Source organism: Stenotrophomonas africana, from assembly GCF_013004645.1.
GTDB classification, from domain to species: Bacteria; Pseudomonadota; Gammaproteobacteria; order Xanthomonadales; family Xanthomonadaceae; genus Stenotrophomonas; species Stenotrophomonas africana.
On sequence record NZ_JABEME010000001.1, the window covers coordinates 609,094 to 626,339 of the forward strand.

Genomic DNA, 17,246 nt, shown 5'->3' on the forward strand with positions numbered 1-17,246 from the left:
GGCCGGCACTACCTTCAACCGATACCCAACCCCGGAATCGCGCTGATGCTGTCCGGGTCGAACCCGGCCAGTTCGGCGAAATGACGGCCACGCGCCACGTAATCTCGGTACGCACCAAAACTCGGCGCGCCCGGCGACAGCAGCACCACCCCACCCTGCACACCCAGCGCGGCACGTGCCAGCGCCATCGCCTCGGGCAGATCCGCCGCCGCGTGCAGACCGAAGCGACCGGCATCGGCCAGCGGCTGCAGCATGGCGTGGATGCGCGGGCCGTTGCTGCCCATCGTCACGATCTCCACCGGCGGCACGTCGTGCGCCATGTGCTGCATGAAATCGGTCCAGTCCAGGCCACGGTCGTGCCCGCCCACCAGCAAGGCGATGCGCTGCCCGGCGAAGCACTCCAGCGCGGCCAGGCTGGCATGCGGTGTGGTGCTGATCGAATCGTTGACGTAGGTCAGGCCATCGGCCGCGCCGATGCGTTGCAGGCGGTTCGGCAGGGGCCGGAAATCCTGCACCGCCGGTGCCAGCGCCACCGCGTCCAGCCCCAGTGCTTCCAGCGCGGCCAGCACCGCACACAGGTTGCCGCGGTTGTGGCGGCCCGGCAGCGGCGTGTTGCGGGTATCGAACACCGCCTGTTCGCCGCGATGCACGATGTCACCACGCATGTGCCAGCCCTGCGGCTGGTTGAACCAGACCACTTCGCTGTCGGGCAGCGACAGCGCGGCCAGGTGCGGATCGGCGGCATTGAGCACGGCGATGCGCGGTGCGGCTTCAGTCACCAGCCGCAGCTTGTCGTCGATGTAACGCTGCTCGCTGCCGTGCCAGTCCAGGTGCTCGGGGAACAGGTTCAGGACCACCGCCACCTGCGGATGGGCGCCACTGCGCGCCACTTCGCCGGTCTGGTAGCTGGACAGTTCCACCGCCCAGTACTCGGGCGCGGGTTGCGGGTCCAGCACTTCCAGCAGCGGCAGGCCGATGTTGCCGACCAGACCGGTACGGTGGCCGGCGGCACGCAGCAGGTGCGCCACCAGCGCGGTGGTGGTGCTCTTGCCCTTGGTGCCGGTCACGCACACGGTGTCGTGCACGATGCCATCGGCACCCGCATGCTCGGCAAACCACAGCGCAGTGCCACCGATGAAGGTGGCGCCCTGCCCCGCCGCCGCCAGCGCGATCGGCTGGTAGGGACTGATGCCGGGCGATTTGATCACCACGTCGAACGCAGCCAGCGCTTCAGCGGAAGGCTCGCCACGCACGTCCAAGTTGCCCGTTGTTTCCACGCGTGCAGCCTCGACTTCGGCCGCCGGGCAGAACAGGCTCAGCGGCTGCGATGGCAGGCGCTCACGCAGCACCGCAAACGCGGCGCGGCCCTCACGGCCCCAGCCCCACAGCGCAACGCGCTTTCCTTCAAGCTGCGAAATCTTCACGCACCCGTTCCCACAGCGCAGCCGGAACGCGGTGCTCGCCCTGCAGCTGCAGCAGCGGTGCCAGTTCCAGTTCGACGGCATCCAGCTGCGGCTGGATCTCATTGCAGAAGCGCTTCACCAGCACGTCTTCCTTCCACTCCGGACGCTGCGCCAGGGTCGCCATCGCTGCGCGCGATTCGCGGCCTTCGCCCACGCACTCGAACGGCTTGTGGTCCTGGAATTCCAGCAGCGCGTCGAAGCCACCGGCCTGCTCGGCATCGTCCAGCAGGTTGCGGCCGAAGATGCGCACCAGGCGCGTCTTGGGCATGAACGGGGCCAGCGCAAGGAACACGAAATGGCACTTCGGGCAGACGCCGCACCAGCGGTTCACCGGGCGCTCGCCGAGGATGTGGAAGTTGCGGTTGCAGCTGGAGAAGTGCGCGTCGTAGAAATCGGTCTTGGCGAACTGGCGGGCCACCGCCAGCTCGGACATCGGGCGCAGCAGCGAGTAGTACTGCAGATCCGCAGCGACGTGCTTCTGCACATGGCTGCCGAACGCCTGCTCGAACGCCCAGCCCTTGGACCACTGGTGGTTCACCTCGCCGGTGCCCGGAATCTGGCTGCCGTAGCTGGCCGAACGCTCATTGGAGAATACCACCTGGTCCACGCCCTGCAGCAGCGCGGCCAGCACCATGATCGCCGAGTTCACCGCGGTGACCGGGATATGGCCGTTCCAGGCGCCCTGGCGGTTGAGCTCGAACAGTTCCGGCGCCAGCGCGCGGCCCAGGTTCAGCGTCGGCAGGCCGGTACGCTCGGCACAGGCGCGGATCAGCTGCGAACCACCGATCCAGGTCACCGTCTCGTCCACGCCTGCACGGCGCAGCGCTTCGATGCTGACCAGCGAATCCTTGCCACCGCCGATCGCCACCAGCGCGTGCGGCTGCAGGCCAAGCACCGGGGCCTGCACCGCTTCGCCCTGCACCGGCAGGCGGAAGCGCCCGCGCAGGTTCAGGCCGTTGCGGTAGGCAAATTCGCCCAGGCCGTTGAGGTAGACCGTCTCAACCAGCGCTGCGGTATCGGCATCGATGGCGTAGCTGTCGATGCTGACCGTCTCCGGCACGCCCGCCTTGTAGTAGCTGACACCGGCGATCAGGTGCAGCAGCTGCAGCGCGCGCTGCACGGCGGCGGTACGCGCCTCGTCCAGCACGAACGGGGCGCCCGGCACGGTGATGGTCTCCACCATCTCCGGGCCGTCATCAAAGGCATAGACCAGCTTGGCCACGCCGGTCTCCGCGGCGAACTCGCAGCGGACGAAGCGGAAGCGGGAAACCTGGTGTTTGTCGAAAGCAGTCATGGTGTATCCGGTCAGGCACGGGCCCGCGCGAGGGCGCGGGGCGTGTCGGTGGGCGGGTGCAGGGCGGCGATCATTCGATCACGTCTTCGCGCGGCAGCATCCGCTGGTTGTAGGTGTTGGCCATCACATAGCCGTAGGCACCGGCATCGGCGATCAGCATCACGTCGTCCGGCGCGGTCGACACCGGCAGCTTGCGGCGCTTGCCGAACACATCGCTGGATTCGCAGATCGGGCCGACCACATCGAACGCCGCCTCGGCATAGCCGCCCTGGCGGCTGAGGTTCTCGATATCGTGCCAGGCGTCGTACAGGGCCGGGCGCATCAGCGCATTCATGCCGGCATCCAGGCCGACGCGGCGCACGCCGTCCTTTTCCACCACCTGGGTGACATGGGTCAGCAGCACGCCCGACTCGGCCACCAGGTAGCGACCCGGCTCGATCGCCAGACGGAACGCCGGATGCAGCGCCTTGACCTCGGCCAGGCCCTCGGCCCAGGCGTCCAGGTCGAACGGCTCGTCCTCGGCGGAATACGGAATCGGCAGGCCACCGCCAATGTCGATCGTCTCTACGCTGCCGATGCGGCGGGCGAAACCGGCCAGCTCATCGCACATCAGGCGCCAGTGCTGCGCGGTCTCAACGCCGCTGCCGAGGTGCGCATGCAGGCCGACCACGCGGCTGCCCAGATCGGTGGCCGCGCGCACGAACTCGTCGACGCGGGCGATCGGCAGGCCGAACTTGGAGTCCTTGCCGCCGGTACGGACCTTGGCATGGTGGCCTTCGCCCCGGCCCAGGTCGACCCGCAGCCACAGCTCGCGGTTGCGGAACAGGTCCGGCCAGCGCTGCAGTGCTTCGACGTTGTCGACCGTCACGGTCACGCCCAGCGCGAATGCCGCCTCATACTCGCTGCGCGGGCAGAAGCTGGGGGTGAACAGCACGCGCTTGGGCGACAGTTCCGGCAGGTGCTGGAACACGTGCTTCAGCTCGCCGTGCGACACGCACTCCAGGCCAAAGCCCTCGGCTTCCAACAGCTGCAGGATGGCCGGGTGGCTGTTGGCCTTGATCGCGTAGTAGCGCTGGTCGATCGGCTTGATCGCGGCCAGGGCACGGGCGCGGGCACGCACCGTCGGCAGGTGGTAGACGTAGCGCGGCGTACCCGCATCGGCCAGCTGCAGCAGGTGCGCACGCTGGCCCCGCCACCACGGCGTGCCACGCGGGCGCACGGTGCCGGCAATCTCGCGCCAGCGCGGGCCGAACACTTCGGTCTCTTCCACCGGCATCGCACCGCTGTCGATCAGCTCAGCATGCAGGATCGGCAGCAGGCCATCGGCATCGGCCTCGTCGATGACGAAGGTCAGGTTCAGGTCGTTGGACGACTGCGAGATCATGTGCACGCGCTCGCGGCCGAAGGTGGCCCACACGTCCGACAGCTTGTGCAGCAGCGAGCGCATGCCACGGCCAACCAGGGTGATCGCCGCACACGGCACGATCACCTTCACCTTGCAGATCTGCGACAGGTCGGCCGACAGCGCGGCCAGCACATCGGTGTTGACCAGGTTCTCGGACGGGTCCAGCGACACGGTGACGTTGGTTTCGGCCGAACCGATCAGGTCCACCGACAGGCCGTGCTTCTTGAACAGGTTGAACACATCGGCCAGGAAGCCGACCTGCTGCCACATGCCGATGCCTTCCATCGACACCAGCACGATGCCGTTGCGGCGGCTGATCGCCTTCACGCCCGGCACCGGCGCGGCGCTGCCATCGATGCTGGTACCCGGCAGTTCCGGGCGCTCGGTATCGAGGATGGCCATCGGCACGCCGGCATCGCGGCACGGCTTGATCGAGCGCGGGTGCAGCACCTTGGCACCGGTGGTGGCGATTTCCTGCGCCTCGTAATAATCCAGGCGGGTCAGCAGGCGCGCATCCGGCACGTCCTTCGGGTTGGCGCTGAACATACCCGGCACATCGGTCCAGATCTCCACGCGGCTGGCGCCGAGCAGCGCACCAAAGTACGCCGCCGAGGTATCCGAGCCACCGCGGCCGAGGATGGCGGTGCCGCCATCGGCATGCCGCGAAATGAAGCCCTGGGTGATCAGCAGGCGGGTCGGCTGCGCGCGGAAGCGCTGCATCCACTCGGCATCGGCACGCCACTGGCAGTTCACCGACAGGCGCTGCGACCAGTCGCTCTGGTTCGGCTGCGGCGGCATCGCATCCAGCCACTGGCGGGCATCCATCCAGCCCATGTCCAGGCCCGAGGCGTGCAGGTAGGCTGCGCCCAGGGTGGAGGACAGCAGCTCGCCCTGACCCAGCACTTCAGCCTGCCAGTCCAGCGGACGGGTCGCGGCGCGCGCATCGTCCAGCAGGCCCTGCAGCGCCGCCAGGCGTTCGGCCAGCACCTCGCGGCCCAGGCCCAGTTCAACCAGGAAGCCCTCGTGGCGTTCGACCAGCGCCGCCACGCGATCACGGCTGTCCGGTGCGCCGTCGGCAATCGCGGTCAGTTCGTTGGTGACCCCGGACAGCGCCGACACCACCACCAGCACGCGCGAGCCAGTCTCTTCCGCACGTTTTTTCGCCAGCTTCCCGATCGTGTCCCAGCGATGACGACGCGACACCGAGGTGCCGCCGAACTTCAGTACGATCCAACGATCGACAAGGGGGGAAGCTGACATGGATTGGCTATGTAGAATGTGGGGAAGCCGCCCTCGGGGGCGGAACCTTTGATTCTAAGCGCAATATCACCGTAGATGGCCGTCCTCCGTTACCTGCAGCTCGATGTCTTCGCCCCCCGCCCCGGCACCGGCAACCCACTGGGCGTCATCCTGGACGCCGACGGGCTCTCAAGTAGCCAGATGCAGGCCCTTGCCGCTTGGCTGAACCTGTCCGAGACGGTGTTCTTCCTGCGCCCCAGCACGCCGGGCGCCGACTACCACATCCGTATTTTCACCCCGACCCGCGAACTGGCGTTTGCCGGCCACCCCAGCGTCGGCGCCGCCTGGGCGGCGGTGACCTGCGGCCTGGCGCAACCGCGCGACGGCGCCCTGCTGCAGCAATGCGCGGCGGGGCTGCTGCCGGTACGGGTGAGCGGTCCGGCCGAGGCACTGCAGATCCAGCTGGCCAGCCCGCCGGCGCGGCAACTGGACACCAGCGCGGACGCCGCGCCGAAGGAGCTGCTGGCGCTGGCTGCCAGCGGGCACGTACCCGAACTGTGGGACAACGGTGCACGCTGGTGGCTGTTGCCGCTACGCGATGCCGCCGCCGTACGTGGGCTGGCACCGGACATGGCCGCGCTGGCCGACTGGAGCCTGGCCACCGATGCCACCGGCGTGGCGGTGTTCGCCGCCGAAGCCGGCACCGGCCACTCCCGCGTGGTACGTGCGTTCTGCCCCGCCGATGCGGCCAGCGTGCCGGAAGATCCTGTCACTGGCAGCGCCAATGCCCTGATCGGCGCCTGGCTGCGCCAGCGCGACGCCCTACCCGGTCGCGAGGGCCGCTATGTGGCCAGCCAGGGCCGCGAAGTCGGCCGTGATGGCCGCGTACAGGTCGAGGTTGATGCGCAGGGCACGGTATGGATCGGCGGACAGGTGCAGCCGGTCATCGACGGCCACATCCGTTGGCTGTAGAGCCGAGCCCACGCTCGGCTGCTTCTTCTCACCCCCCAACACAGCCGAGCATGGGCTCGGTGCTACAACGGCGCGTTAAGCTGCGCGCCATCTGATCCTGGAGTTTCTTCCCGATGACCACCCGCCGTTTCCTGCAGCTGGATGTGTTCTCCCCGCGCGCCGGCGCTGGCAATCCGCTGGCCGTGGTACTCGATGCCGAGGGCCTGGACGATGCCAGCATGCAGGCCATCGCACGCTGGACACGCCTGCCCGAGACCACCTTCGTGTTCCCGCCGCAGGTCGCCGGTGCCAGTTACCGGCTGCGCATGTTCAGCCCGCAGAAGGAGGTTCCGTTCGCCGGCCACCCCAGCGTCGGCACCGCGCATGCAGTGCTGCAGGCGGGCCTGGCCACGCCGATCGATGGCGTGCTGGTGCAGGACGGCATTGCCGGCGCCCTGCCGCTGCGCGTCAGCGGTGAGGGTGCGCGGCAGCGCATCGCCATCCGTACCCCGCGCGCGCAGCTGGCCGAAACTGCCGACGCGACCGATCCACGCCTGCAGTCCGCACTGAAGGGCTGGCCGCCAGGCACGCTGCCACCGGCGCGCATGCAGGGCGGGCGCAGCTGGTGGGTGGTGCAGGTGGCCGACGAGGCGGCATTGCGCGCGCTGCAGCCGGACTGGGATGCGGTAGCCGCACTGGCTGAATCCACCGACAGCATGGGCGTGTTCGCCTATGCCTTCAGCGATGGCAGCGAGGGTTTCGACCTGGCCGTACGTGCCTTCGTCGGCAATGGACGCCGCTTCGAGGACGCCGCCTCGGGTGCCGCCAATGCGGTGCTGGCCGCGTGGCTGGACCTGCGCGGCGCGCTGCCGCGTGGCCGTGCACCGTTTGAAGTCAGCCAGGGCCGCGAAGTCGGCCACGACGCGCGCCTGACGCTGCTGGTCGACGAGGACGGTGAGGTCTGGTCGGGTGGCCAGGTGCAGACGGTGATTGCCGGCACCATCGATTGGTAAAGGAATGCTGTAGAGCCGGCCTCAGTCTCGGCTGCTCTCCGCCCAGACCATGGCAGCCGGGGGAGCCGAGCCTGGGCTCGGCTCTACAGATGCGCCGACTCAGCCCAGCTCGGCTTCCAGGCTGATCGGCACCGCGCTCAGCGCCTTGGACACCGGGCAGTTCTGCTTGGCGTCATCGGCAATCGCGCGGAACTGCGTCGCGTCGATGCCCGGCACCACCGCCTTCACCTTCAGCCGGATCTGCGACAGCTGCGGGCCGCCTTCCAGAGACAGATCGACCTTGGCTTCGGTATCCAGCGAGGTCGGGGTAAAGCCGGCTTCGCCGAGCTTGGCCGACAGCGCCATGGTGAAACAGCCGGCGTGCGCGGCAGCGATCAGCTCTTCCGGATTGGTACCTTTTTCGTCGCCGAAACGGCTGTTGAAGCCGTAGCGGGTCTTGTCCAGCAGGCCACTCTGCGGCGTGCTCAACTGGCCCTTGCCCGACTTCAGATCGCCTTCCCAGTGCGCGGCGGCGTGTCGCGAGATTCCCATGTGCTGCTCCTGCGTGACGGTGATGAACGGTCACCCTCGCACGGGAGGCGTTAGCCCTGCGTCGCTCCGCCGCACGCTGGAGGTCGTCTTCCGAACCCGGCGCGTGGACACTTCCTCGCCAACCGGAAACGCATTTTTCTCTTGTTTTCAGTGGTTTCGCGCACTCCGCCAATGGGCGGGCGCCACCCATCGCGCGCGCTGCCACCGCCCCTTCCCCCACTGCGGGCCATGTACTGAATCGGCCTGGATATGAAAAAACATGCACTTTCCGCGCTTCGGGCTATTGGCGGCGCCCGAGAGTTGCCCTACATTGCGCTTGCCGACGGGGTTCGGCGCCGACCAAACAACCAACCGTTCACGGAACAGGAAACCATGGCAAAGACCGCTAAGAAGGCTGCCCCGAAGAAGGCAGTGAAGAAAGTCGCGACGAAGGCAGCCGCCAAGCCGGCCGCTCCGAAGCCGATCAAGGAAGTGCTGACCAAGTCCGGCCTGGTTGCACACATCGCTGAAGCCTCCGGCGTCATCGCCAAGGACGTCCGCGCTGTGCTGGCCTCGCTGGAAAGCGCCGTCGCCTCCTCGGTGCACAAGAAGGGCGCTGGCTCGTTCACCCTGCCGGGCCTGCTGAAGATCACCACCGTCAATGTGCCGGCCAAGCCGAAGCGCAAGGGCATCAACCCGTTCACCAAGGAAGAGCAGTGGTTCGCTGCCAAGCCGGCCACCACCAAGCTGAAGGTGCGTCCGCTGAAGAAGCTGAAGGACGCCGCGCTGTAAGCGCGCGCCCCAACGCGGATTCCGACGGGACGGCTCTGGCCGTCCCGTTTTTTTTGTCCCAACCACGGCCCGCAACACAGCGTTGCCGCATCACCGGGAATGCCCGTACAGGCCCGTCGCCATTGGCTGGGCGTGGTACGTGCCGGCCCCGGAACGTACCGGGTGGAACACTGCGTGCAGCGCCGGCCGTCGCCGCCGGCCGTGGCGTTGCCTATGGTGGGCACATCCTCCACAGCTACGGCGAGCCCCCTCTCATGTCCAGCCCCTCCACCCGCTACCGGATCTCGGTGACCCCCATCGAAAAGGACGGTTTGCAGTGCACCGGGCGCTGCACCATCGAACTGGAACATCGCGCCAGCCGCGACCTGATGCGCCTGCTGGAAGCTGCCCCGCGCACCGCTGGCATCAGCGGCGACGAGCGCGCGACACTGGTGATCGCCACCCAGCTGCTGCGCGACATCGTGCAACGCCACGCCGAAACCGAAGGCCACGCCCTGGCTGCCATCGCCGCGCAGGTGCTGCCGGCGCTGGATGCACTGGAACAGCTGCCCTCCTCCCGCTGATCACGGCGCAGCCGATACACTGCCTCCTTCCGTTCGCCTCGGGGAGGAGGCAGGCATGCACAGGGTCCTGTTGTTGATTGCGCCGCTGGTGCTGCTGGGCTGTTCCCGGCCGCCATCGCAACCCCATCCAGCAGATGCCGCACCGTCGGCCACGACCGAGGCGGCTTCCCGCACGACGCCACAGACCGACGCAGAAGGCGATGCATCGGCCGTGCAGGCCGCCGATGTCGATCCCTTGTTTGCCGCCGTTGCGGCCGAGGCCGAGCTGCCGGCGGGAATGCTCAATGCGTATGTCATGGCCCTGCTCAATCGCGATCGCAAGGCCATCGACGCCGCATGGACCTTCCCACCCAGCGATGCACGGCGCGCAGACGATGCCGCATTGCGCCAGCTCACGGATGTGCGCAGCCTGCGCCTGACCAGCGAACTACCGGTCGCGCGCGACGGTCATCAGCCGCCGCAGTTGCTGGAAGTTCCGGTGCAGATCCGCGCGGTGACCACTGAAGGCACCTTCCGCTTCGGCGGCTGGTACCGCGTGCAGCCCAGCAGTGACGGCCGTGCCTGGCAGATCCAGTCGGCGCAACTGCGGCCAACGCTGGACTGAACCGTTGCAGCGGCATGCACGCACGATTCAGCCGGCACGGCTACTCTTTGATTCGTCCATTCATACCCACCGGTCACCGCCATGCGCCTGCGTTCCCTGATGACCCGCCTCGCCGCCTCCACCGTGCTGATCGCTGCTGCGATCGGCGCGCAGGCCGCCCCGTCCATCTCCGGCCGCGAACTGTCGGTGGGGGCCAGCGACGTGCAGCAGTACCTTGATGGCAGCTTCCCGCGCACCCAGGACGCGCTCGGCGGCCTGATCGCCCTGACCATGAGCCACCCGCAGCTGAGCCTTCCGGCCGGCGAGCGCTTGAACCTGGGCATGGACGTGGCACTGGCCACCGCCGGCGGCAGCCCGGCCAAACTGGGTACGGTGAAGCTCAGCAGTGGCCTGCGCTACGACGCACAGACCCAGGGCTTCCACCTGCAGCAGCCCAGCGTGGATGATTTCACCCCGGCCAACCAGGGGGGGCGCCTCGATTCGCGCACCCGCGGACTGCTCAATGCCTGGCTGAGCGACTACGCCCAGCGCGAACCGATCTACAAGCTGGACCCGGCCATGGCCGGCCTGCTCGGTGCGCTGCAGGTGCAGTCGGCGCAGGTGAAGAACGGCAAGCTGGTAGTCACGTTCAACCAGAACCTGGGCAACCTGGTGCCGGCCGGCGTACTGGGCAAATGAGGTAGTGCCGGCTGCTGGCTGGCACTACCGGTAGCGCATCAGGCGGCAAGTGCCTTGACCACCGCCTCACTGAAGGCGGGGATGTCGTCCGGCTTGCGGCTGGTGATCAGGTTGTCATCGATCACAACGGCGGTATCGCGCCATTTCGCACCTGCGTTGACCAGATCCTGCTGCAGGGACGGCCAGGACGTCACGTCGCGCCCCTCAGCAAGGCCGCTGTTGATCAGCAACCACGGGCCGTGGCAGATGGCCGCCACAGGCTTGCCGGCTTCATCCACCGCGCGGATGAAGGCCAGTACGGCATCATCGGTGCGCAGTGTGTCCGGATTGATGACGCCTCCGGGCAGGACCACGGCATCGAAGCGTGCCGGATCCGCTTCATCCAGCGGAATATCCACCGCGACGGCGTCGCCCCAGTTCTTCTCTTTCCAGCCCTTGATCGTCGCCTCCTTTGCAGGCGACACCACGCTGACGCGCGCGCCCTCGGCTTCCAGCAGCCGCTTGGGCTCGGTCAGTTCTGACTGTTCGAAGCCGTGGGTGGCCAGGATGGCAATCTGCTTGCCCTTCAATCGCTCTGCCATGGATGCACTCCGGTTGGGGGAGCCGACAGAATGGAAGAACGGCCCTTGCACGGCGGTGACCCTGCCGTGCACGGCAGGTGGAGAGCCTCCGGGTAGTGCCGGCCAGGGGCCGGCAGTCCCCGGTAACGGTCAGCGCTTGGGCTGCAGCATGGTGCCGGTGCACTTGGGCGAGCCGCAGCGGCACTCCCAGATCTTCTTCAACTTGGCGGTGTGGCGTTCGGCCAGGGTGATGCCGTAGTTGTAGGTCAGTTCCTCACCGGGCTTGATGTCACGCAGCGCCTCGATGAACACCTTGTCGCCACGGCTGTCGCCGTCTTCGTCTTCCTCGATCACCGCCTCGCAGTTCGGGTCGCAGCTGTGGTTGATCCAGCGCGCGTCATTGCCCTTGTAGTTGGCATCGATCACCCAATCGTCGTTGAGGGTGAACAGGAAGGTGTGGCCACTTTCGACGTCGCCGCTGTCATCGGCATCAACGTCGCCGTGGCTGCGCAGCAGGCCCTTGTACTGGATCACGCGCTCGCCCTGCTTGATCGGGGCCACGGAAAACACACCGTTGCCGTGGATGGCGGACTTGCGGGCTTGGATCTTCTTGGGCATCGGCAAGGGAGGTCTGCAGCGAAAGGAACGTTGATTCTCGCCCATTCCGGGTGATTGCGAAAATCACCCCGTTGGCGCAGCATGGCGCCCTGGCAACGGCCCCGGTGTGTCCTCCCGGCCTGGCCCCAGCGCCGGCTGAATGCCCGGGTTGGATGGCGGCGAAGAAAAGCGTACAATTTCAGTCCGCTTTAAGAACCACTCGCATCCCCATGTTGCGCGTCACCAAACTCACCGATTACGCCACCGTCGTGCTGACCGTGCTCGCCGCCCGTCCGGGCGAGGTGCTCAGCGCCACCGAGCTGGCCGAATTCACCAGTCTGGAGCCGCCTACCGTCAGCAAGGTGCTCAAGCCGCTGGCCCAGGCCGGCCTGGTTGAAGGCCTGCGCGGCGTCCGTGGCGGCTACCGCCTGACCCGCCCGGCCATCGAGATCTCGCTGTTCGAAGTGGTCGAAGCCATGGAAGGGCCGCTGGCCCTGACCGAATGCAGCCACGACCACCACCAGTGCGGCATGGCGCCCAAGTGCGGCGCGCGCAGCAGCTGGCGGCTGATCAACGACGTGGTTTCCGAGGCCCTGCGCGATGTCACTCTCGCCCAGATCCTGCCCCCTCTTCCCCTTGTCGATGACGAACAGCGCCGCACCATCGCTGTCGACGTCGTCTCCTGATCCACAGGCAGCCCCCATGGCCACCGAAACCATCGAAAACGTCGCCCACGACGACACCCCCAACCGCGAGATCCACGAGCAGCTCGGTCGCAAGTATTCGGCCGGCTTCATCACCGAGATCGAATCGGACTCCCTGCCGCCGGGCCTGGACGAGGACACCATCCGTGCCCTGTCGGCCAAGAAGGAAGAGCCGGAGTGGATGACGCAGTGGCGCCTGGACGCCTACCGTCACTTCCTGACCATGCCGATGCCGGACTGGGCCAAGCTGGAGATCGCCCCGATCGACCTGCAGGCGCTCAGCTATTACTCCGCGCCGAAGGGCCCGAAGTACGCCTCGCTGGATGACGTGCCCAAGGAGCTGCTGGACACCTACGACAAGCTGGGCGTGCCGCTGCACGAGCGCGCCAAGCTGGCCGGCGTGGCGGTGGACGCGGTGTTCGACTCGGTGTCCGTCGGTACCACCTTCCGCAAGGAACTGGCCGAGAAGGGCATCATCTTCTGCTCGATGTCCGAGGCCATCAAGGAACATCCGGAACTGGTCCGCCAGTACCTGGGCACCGTGGTGCCGGTGGGTGACAACTACTTCGCCGCGCTCAACTCGGCGGTGTTCTCCGATGGCAGCTTCGTGTTCATTCCCAAGGGCGTGCGCTGCCCGATGGAGCTGAGCACCTACTTCCGCATCAACGCCGGCCATACCGGCCAGTTCGAGCGCACGCTGATCGTGTGCGAGGACAAGGCCTACGTGTCCTACCTGGAAGGCTGCACCGCGCCGATGCGCGACGAGAACCAGCTGCACGCCGCCGTGGTCGAGCTGGTCGCGCTGGAAGACGCGGAGATCAAGTACTCCACCGTGCAGAACTGGTACCCGGGCGACGAGAACGGTGTGGGCGGCATCTACAACTTCGTCACCAAGCGTGCCGAATGCCGTGGCGCGCGCAGCAAGGTCACCTGGACCCAGGTCGAGACCGGTTCGGCGATCACCTGGAAGTACCCGTCCTGCGTGCTGCTGGGCGACGACTCGGTGGGCGAGTTCCACTCCGTGGCGCTGACCCATCACCGCCAGCAGGCCGACACCGGCACCAAGATGATCCACATCGGCAAGCGCACCAAGAGCAAGATCGTCAGCAAGGGCATCAGCGCCGGCCGCGGCCAGAACACCTACCGCGGCCTGGTGCGGGTGGACCGCAACGCCGATGGCGCGCGCAACTACACCCAGTGCGATTCGCTGCTGATCGGCAAGCAGTGCGGCGCGCACACCTTCCCCTACATCGAGGTGAAGAACCCGGGCGCCACCGTCGAGCACGAGGCCACCACCTCCAAGATCTCCGACGACCAGCTGTTCTACTGCCGCGCCCGTGGCATCAGCCAGGAAGACGCGGTGTCGATGATCGTCGACGGCTTCTGCAAGCAGGTGTTCCGCGAACTGCCCATGGAGTTCGCGGTGGAAGCCAAGAAGCTGCTGGAAGTCTCGCTGGAAGGTTCGGTGGGCTGACCGCCCGCCCCCGCCCCTCGCAAACGCATTCTCTTTACCGGCGGGCCGCGGCCCGCCCAACGGAACCCCCCACCATGCTGAAGATCGAAAACCTCCACGCCCGCATCGGCGACAAGGAAATCCTCAAGGGCCTGTCGCTGGATGTTAAGCCCGGCCAGGTGCACGCCATCATGGGCCCGAACGGCGCCGGCAAGTCCACCCTGGGCAATGTCCTGGCAGGCCGCGACGGCTATGAAGTCACCGAAGGCAGCGTGCAGTTCGACGGGGTCGACCTGCTGGAGCAGGACCCGGAAGCGCGCGCCGCTGCCGGCCTGTTCCTGGCCTTCCAGTACCCGGTGGAAATCCCGGGCGTGAACAACACCTACTTCCTGCGCGCGGCACTGAACGCCCAGCGCAAGGCGCGCGGTGAGGAAGAACTCGATTCCATGCAGTTCCTCAAGCTGGTGCGCCAGAAGCTGGCCGTGCTGCACTTGAAGGACGAGCTGCTGCACCGTGGCGTCAACGAAGGCTTCTCCGGCGGCGAGAAGAAGCGCAACGAGATCTTCCAGCTGGCCGTGCTGGAACCGAAGCTGGCGATCCTGGACGAGACCGATTCGGGCCTGGACATCGATGCGCTGAAGAGCGTGGCCGACGGCGTCAACGCACTGCGTGCCGCCGACCGCTCGTTCCTGGTCATCACCCACTACCAGCGCCTGCTGGACTACATCAAGCCGGACGTGGTGCACGTGCTGGCCGATGGCCGCATCGTCAAGACCGGTGGCCCGGAACTGGCGCTGGAACTGGAAGCGCACGGCTATGATTTCCTGAAGGACCGGGTCGTGCCCGAGGCGGCGGTCTGATGAGCGCCCTGCTTGACTCGATGGCCCAGGCCTTCTGCGGCAGCGATGCGCGCCGCGAAGTGCTGGATGCGGCCCTGCGCGACGGCCTGCCGGCCGCCCGCAACGAAGCCTGGAAGTACACCTCGCTGCGCCAGCTGGAACGCCGTGCGTTCGCAGCGGCACCGCTGCAGGGCCCGGCGCTGGACGCCGCGCTGCTGGAGGACATTCCGGCACCGCGCCTGGTGTTCGTCAATGGCCGCCTGGACGCCGCGCTGAGCGACGTGCAGGCCCTGCCGGCCGGCGTGCGGCTGCAGCCGCTGTCGGCCGCACTGGCCTCCGGCGAAGACGCCGTGCGTTTCCTTGGCCGCCGCTACGAGCGCAGCGAGGAGATCTTCGCCCGCCTGAATGCCGCGCTGGCCGATGAAGGCGTGGTGCTGCGCGTGGATGAAGGCGTACAGGTCGACGTGCCGCTGCAGCTGGTGTTTGCCAGCGTCGCCGGCGATACCGACCTGGCCTGGCACCACCGTCACCTGATCGAACTGCGTGCCGGCGCCAGCCTGGGCGTGGTCGAGCATCGCTTCAGCGTGGGTGACTCCGCCCACCTGGACAACACCGTGCTGCATGCCCATGTCGCCCGTGATGCCGTGCTCAAGCACGCCCGCGTGCAGGCCGGCAGCGCGCGCCAGACCAGCTTCCTGCGCACCGACGCTGTGCTGGCGCGCGACGCGCAGTACCACCGCGTCGACCTGGAACTGGGCGCGGCGCTCAGCCGCCATGAACTGAACGTGCGCCTGGAAGGCGATAATGCCCAGCTGACCGCCAATGGCGTGCTGCTCGGCAATGGCCGCCGCCACGTCGAAACCCGCCTGGGCATCGACCACATCGCACGCGATACCGCCTGCGAACTGCTGTGGCGCGGCGTCGCCGCCAACCGCAGCCGTGTGGTGTTCCATGGTGGCATCCAGATCCGCGAAGGCGCCGACGGCACCGACGCGAACCTGTCCAACAAGAACCTGCTGCTGTCGGCCGATGCCGAGATCGACACCCAGCCGACGCTGGTGATCGACGCCGATGAAGTGAAGGCTGCGCACGGCGCGACCGTCGGCCAGCTCGATGCCAACGCGCTGTTCTACCTGCGCTCGCGCGGCCTGCCGCAGGCACAGGCGCAGGCCTTGCTGAGTGCGGCTTTCTGCCATGAGCCCCTGAAAATCCTGCCGGATATCCTGCGCGAGCAGCTGGCACGCCGCCTGGACAAGGCCCTGACCGAGGCGGGTGTGGCATGAACCTGTCCACCCCGCGCCCGATCGAAGAACGCACAGGCGCCCCCGACTGGGACCGCGTCCGCCTCGACTTCCCGCTGCTGATGCGTGAAGTGCATGGCAAGCCGCTGGTCTATTTCGACAATGCCAACACCGGCCAGAAGCCGGTGCAGGTGATCGGCGCGGTGGACGAGTTCTACCGCCGCTACAACGCCAACGTCAGCCGCGCAGTGCATGCACTGGGCAGCGAAGCCACCGATGCCTACGAAGGCGCGCGCAACAAGCTGGCACGCTTCCTCAACGTGCGCCCCAGCGACCTGGTGCTGTGCAGCGGCACCACCTTCGCCATCAACCTGGTGGCCTACTCGTGGGCGCTGCCGCGGCTGAAGGCCGGCGACGTGATCCTGATCACGCGCATGGAGCACCACGCCAACATCGTGCCGTGGCAGCTGGTCGCGCAGCGGACCGGTGCCACCATCCGCGTGGCCGAGATCACGCCCGATGGCGCACTGGACCTGGATGCGCTGCGCACGGCGATGACCCCGGAGGTCAAGCTGCTGGCCGTCACCCACGTCTCGAACGTGCTGGGTACGATCAACCCGGTGCGCGAGATCTGCCGCGAAGCACGCAAGCGCGGCATCATCACCGTGGTCGATGGCTCGCAGGCCGCGCCGCACCGCAAGGTCGACGTCGCCGCGATCGGCTGCGATTTCTACGCCATCACCGGCCACAAGATGTGCGGCCCGACCGGTACCGGTGCGCTGTGGGCGCGCCGCGAGCACCTGGACGCGATGCCGCCGTTCCTCGGTGGCGGCGAGATGATCAAGGAAGTCAGCTTCGAGGGCACCGTGTTCAACGATGCCCCGCACAAATTCGAAGCCGGCACCCCGAACATCGCCGGCTTCATCGGCCTGGGCGTGGCCGCCGACTACCTGCAGCAGCTTGGCCAGGAGAACGTGGAAGCACGCGAGGCCGAACTGCTGGCGCACTTCACCGAAGAGCTGCGCCGGGTGGATGGCCTGCGCATCATCGGCGAGGCACCGGAAAAGGCAGCGGTGGTGTCGTTCCTGATCGACGGCGCGCACGCGCACGATCTGGCCACCCTTCTGGATCTGGAAGGCGTGGCCGTGCGCTCTGGCCAGCACTGTGCGCATCCGCTGCTGCAGTACTTTGGCGTTGCCGCTACCTGCCGTGCCTCGCTGGCGTTCTACAACACGCACGCCGAGATCGAGCGGTTCATGACTGCGTTGACGAAGGTGCGGAAGCTGTTGGGCTGAAGATTCGTCAGAATCGGGGAAGTACAAGAACGCCGCAGGAAACTG

The 17,246-nt window shown here is 67.4% G+C and carries 17 protein-coding genes; 11 read left to right on the forward strand and 6 right to left on the reverse strand.

Translation table 11 applies throughout. From position 1 onward, the window contains the following. Window positions 1-14: 14 nt before the first annotated feature. From murD to HLA98_RS03040, 3 genes are all read right to left on the reverse strand, one after another. Window positions 15-1,424 carry a UDP-N-acetylmuramoyl-L-alanine--D-glutamate ligase gene (gene murD / locus HLA98_RS03030; protein ID WP_057499796.1) on the reverse strand — a complete coding sequence of 470 codons (1,410 nt, stop codon included), beginning with the start codon at window positions 1,422-1,424 and terminating at the stop codon, window positions 15-17. Then, window positions 1,405-2,757 (reverse strand): UDP-N-acetyl-alpha-D-muramoyl-L-alanyl-L-glutamate epimerase, encoded by a 1,353-nt coding sequence (murL, locus tag HLA98_RS03035; RefSeq protein WP_129550563.1) that lies wholly within the window; start codon window positions 2,755-2,757, stop codon window positions 1,405-1,407. The genes murD and murL overlap by 20 nt, the downstream gene beginning before the upstream one ends. A gap of 70 nt (window positions 2,758-2,827) precedes the next feature. Beyond that, window positions 2,828-5,422 carry a bifunctional aspartate kinase/diaminopimelate decarboxylase gene (locus tag HLA98_RS03040; protein ID WP_057501861.1) on the reverse strand — a complete coding sequence of 865 codons (2,595 nt, stop codon included), beginning with the start codon at window positions 5,420-5,422 and terminating at the stop codon, window positions 2,828-2,830. 75 nt (window positions 5,423-5,497) lie between these two features. Here HLA98_RS03040 and HLA98_RS03045 point away from each other — a divergent pair, with 75 nt between their 5' ends. Together HLA98_RS03045 and HLA98_RS03050 are read left to right on the forward strand one after the other, a co-directional pair. Continuing rightward, the gene (locus tag HLA98_RS03045; RefSeq protein WP_057501860.1) at window positions 5,498-6,373 is read left to right on the forward strand and encodes a PhzF family protein; all 876 of its coding nucleotides are present in this window, start codon (window positions 5,498-5,500) and stop codon (window positions 6,371-6,373) included. 113 nt (window positions 6,374-6,486) lie between these two features. Beyond that, window positions 6,487-7,365: a PhzF family protein gene (locus HLA98_RS03050; RefSeq protein ID WP_057501859.1), complete on the forward strand. Its 879-nt coding sequence runs from the start codon at window positions 6,487-6,489 to the stop codon at window positions 7,363-7,365. A 99-nt stretch (window positions 7,366-7,464) separates the two neighbouring features. Here HLA98_RS03050 and HLA98_RS03055 read toward each other — a convergent pair whose 3' ends face one another. Then, window positions 7,465-7,896 carry an OsmC family protein gene (locus tag HLA98_RS03055; RefSeq protein WP_057501858.1) on the reverse strand — a complete coding sequence of 144 codons (432 nt, stop codon included), beginning with the start codon at window positions 7,894-7,896 and terminating at the stop codon, window positions 7,465-7,467. A 372-nt stretch (window positions 7,897-8,268) separates the two neighbouring features. On the opposite strand from HLA98_RS03055, the gene HLA98_RS03060 reads away from it, so the two are divergent. From HLA98_RS03060 to HLA98_RS03075, 4 genes are all read left to right on the forward strand, one after another. Continuing rightward, entirely contained in the window at window positions 8,269-8,667 is a 399-nt protein-coding gene (locus HLA98_RS03060) for an HU family DNA-binding protein (protein ID WP_010483539.1), read from the forward strand. Between the two features lie 254 nt (window positions 8,668-8,921). Then, on the forward strand, window positions 8,922-9,230 hold the full coding sequence (locus tag HLA98_RS03065; protein ID WP_049447529.1) for a DUF3861 family protein: 309 nt from the start codon (window positions 8,922-8,924) through the stop codon (window positions 9,228-9,230). Window positions 9,231-9,285: 55 nt separating this feature from the next. Further along, on the forward strand, window positions 9,286-9,834 hold the full coding sequence (locus tag HLA98_RS03070; RefSeq protein WP_057501857.1) for a hypothetical protein: 549 nt from the start codon (window positions 9,286-9,288) through the stop codon (window positions 9,832-9,834). A gap of 81 nt (window positions 9,835-9,915) precedes the next feature. Continuing rightward, on the forward strand, window positions 9,916-10,512 hold the full coding sequence (locus HLA98_RS03075) for a YceB family lipoprotein (RefSeq protein WP_057501856.1): 597 nt from the start codon (window positions 9,916-9,918) through the stop codon (window positions 10,510-10,512). Window positions 10,513-10,550: 38 nt separating this feature from the next. Here the strand turns inward: HLA98_RS03075 and HLA98_RS03080 are convergent, their stop codons facing one another. Together HLA98_RS03080 and HLA98_RS03085 are read right to left on the reverse strand one after the other, a co-directional pair. Next, entirely contained in the window at window positions 10,551-11,093 is a 543-nt protein-coding gene (locus HLA98_RS03080; protein WP_005412532.1) for a type 1 glutamine amidotransferase domain-containing protein, read from the reverse strand. Between the two features lie 129 nt (window positions 11,094-11,222). Continuing rightward, entirely contained in the window at window positions 11,223-11,690 is a 468-nt protein-coding gene (locus HLA98_RS03085) for an SET domain-containing protein (protein WP_029550719.1), read from the reverse strand. Window positions 11,691-11,899: 209 nt separating this feature from the next. On the opposite strand from HLA98_RS03085, the gene HLA98_RS03090 reads away from it, so the two are divergent. From HLA98_RS03090 to HLA98_RS03110, 5 genes are all read left to right on the forward strand, one after another. Next, on the forward strand, window positions 11,900-12,355 hold the full coding sequence (locus HLA98_RS03090; RefSeq protein ID WP_057501855.1) for an SUF system Fe-S cluster assembly regulator: 456 nt from the start codon (window positions 11,900-11,902) through the stop codon (window positions 12,353-12,355). Between the two features lie 16 nt (window positions 12,356-12,371). After that, a complete protein-coding gene (sufB, locus tag HLA98_RS03095; protein ID WP_010483551.1) occupies window positions 12,372-13,847 on the forward strand; it encodes a Fe-S cluster assembly protein SufB in 1,476 nt (491 codons plus the stop codon). 74 nt (window positions 13,848-13,921) lie between these two features. Continuing rightward, window positions 13,922-14,686, forward strand: coding sequence for a Fe-S cluster assembly ATPase SufC (gene sufC / locus HLA98_RS03100; RefSeq protein WP_005412528.1), 765 nt, complete (start codon window positions 13,922-13,924; stop codon window positions 14,684-14,686). Beyond that, window positions 14,686-15,948 (forward strand): Fe-S cluster assembly protein SufD, encoded by a 1,263-nt coding sequence (gene sufD / locus HLA98_RS03105; protein ID WP_057501300.1) that lies wholly within the window; start codon window positions 14,686-14,688, stop codon window positions 15,946-15,948. The genes sufC and sufD overlap by 1 nt, the downstream gene beginning before the upstream one ends. After that, window positions 15,945-17,201 (forward strand): cysteine desulfurase, encoded by a 1,257-nt coding sequence (locus tag HLA98_RS03110; protein WP_057501299.1) that lies wholly within the window; start codon window positions 15,945-15,947, stop codon window positions 17,199-17,201. Before sufD ends, HLA98_RS03110 begins: the two co-directional genes overlap by 4 nt. The last annotated feature ends 45 nt before the right edge of the window (window positions 17,202-17,246 follow it).

Coding starts and splice junctions, on each gene's coding strand:
- murL (WP_129550563.1), bottom strand. CDS start 2,757: ATGACTGCTTTCGACAAACACCAGGTTTCCCGCTTCCGCTTCGTCCGC.
- HLA98_RS03040 (WP_057501861.1), bottom strand. CDS start 5,422: ATGTCAGCTTCCCCCCTTGTCGATCGTTGGATCGTACTGAAGTTCGGC.
- HLA98_RS03045 (WP_057501860.1), top strand. CDS start 5,498: ATGGCCGTCCTCCGTTACCTGCAGCTCGATGTCTTCGCCCCCCGCCCC.
- HLA98_RS03050 (WP_057501859.1), top strand. CDS start 6,487: ATGACCACCCGCCGTTTCCTGCAGCTGGATGTGTTCTCCCCGCGCGCC.
- HLA98_RS03055 (WP_057501858.1), bottom strand. CDS start 7,896: ATGGGAATCTCGCGACACGCCGCCGCGCACTGGGAAGGCGATCTGAAG.
- HLA98_RS03060 (WP_010483539.1), top strand. CDS start 8,269: ATGGCAAAGACCGCTAAGAAGGCTGCCCCGAAGAAGGCAGTGAAGAAA.
- HLA98_RS03065 (WP_049447529.1), top strand. CDS start 8,922: ATGTCCAGCCCCTCCACCCGCTACCGGATCTCGGTGACCCCCATCGAA.
- HLA98_RS03070 (WP_057501857.1), top strand. CDS start 9,286: ATGCACAGGGTCCTGTTGTTGATTGCGCCGCTGGTGCTGCTGGGCTGT.
- HLA98_RS03075 (WP_057501856.1), top strand. CDS start 9,916: ATGCGCCTGCGTTCCCTGATGACCCGCCTCGCCGCCTCCACCGTGCTG.
- HLA98_RS03080 (WP_005412532.1), bottom strand. CDS start 11,093: ATGGCAGAGCGATTGAAGGGCAAGCAGATTGCCATCCTGGCCACCCAC.
- HLA98_RS03085 (WP_029550719.1), bottom strand. CDS start 11,690: ATGCCCAAGAAGATCCAAGCCCGCAAGTCCGCCATCCACGGCAACGGT.
- HLA98_RS03090 (WP_057501855.1), top strand. CDS start 11,900: ATGTTGCGCGTCACCAAACTCACCGATTACGCCACCGTCGTGCTGACC.
- sufB (WP_010483551.1), top strand. CDS start 12,372: ATGGCCACCGAAACCATCGAAAACGTCGCCCACGACGACACCCCCAAC.
- sufC (WP_005412528.1), top strand. CDS start 13,922: ATGCTGAAGATCGAAAACCTCCACGCCCGCATCGGCGACAAGGAAATC.
- sufD (WP_057501300.1), top strand. CDS start 14,686: ATGAGCGCCCTGCTTGACTCGATGGCCCAGGCCTTCTGCGGCAGCGAT.
- HLA98_RS03110 (WP_057501299.1), top strand. CDS start 15,945: ATGAACCTGTCCACCCCGCGCCCGATCGAAGAACGCACAGGCGCCCCC.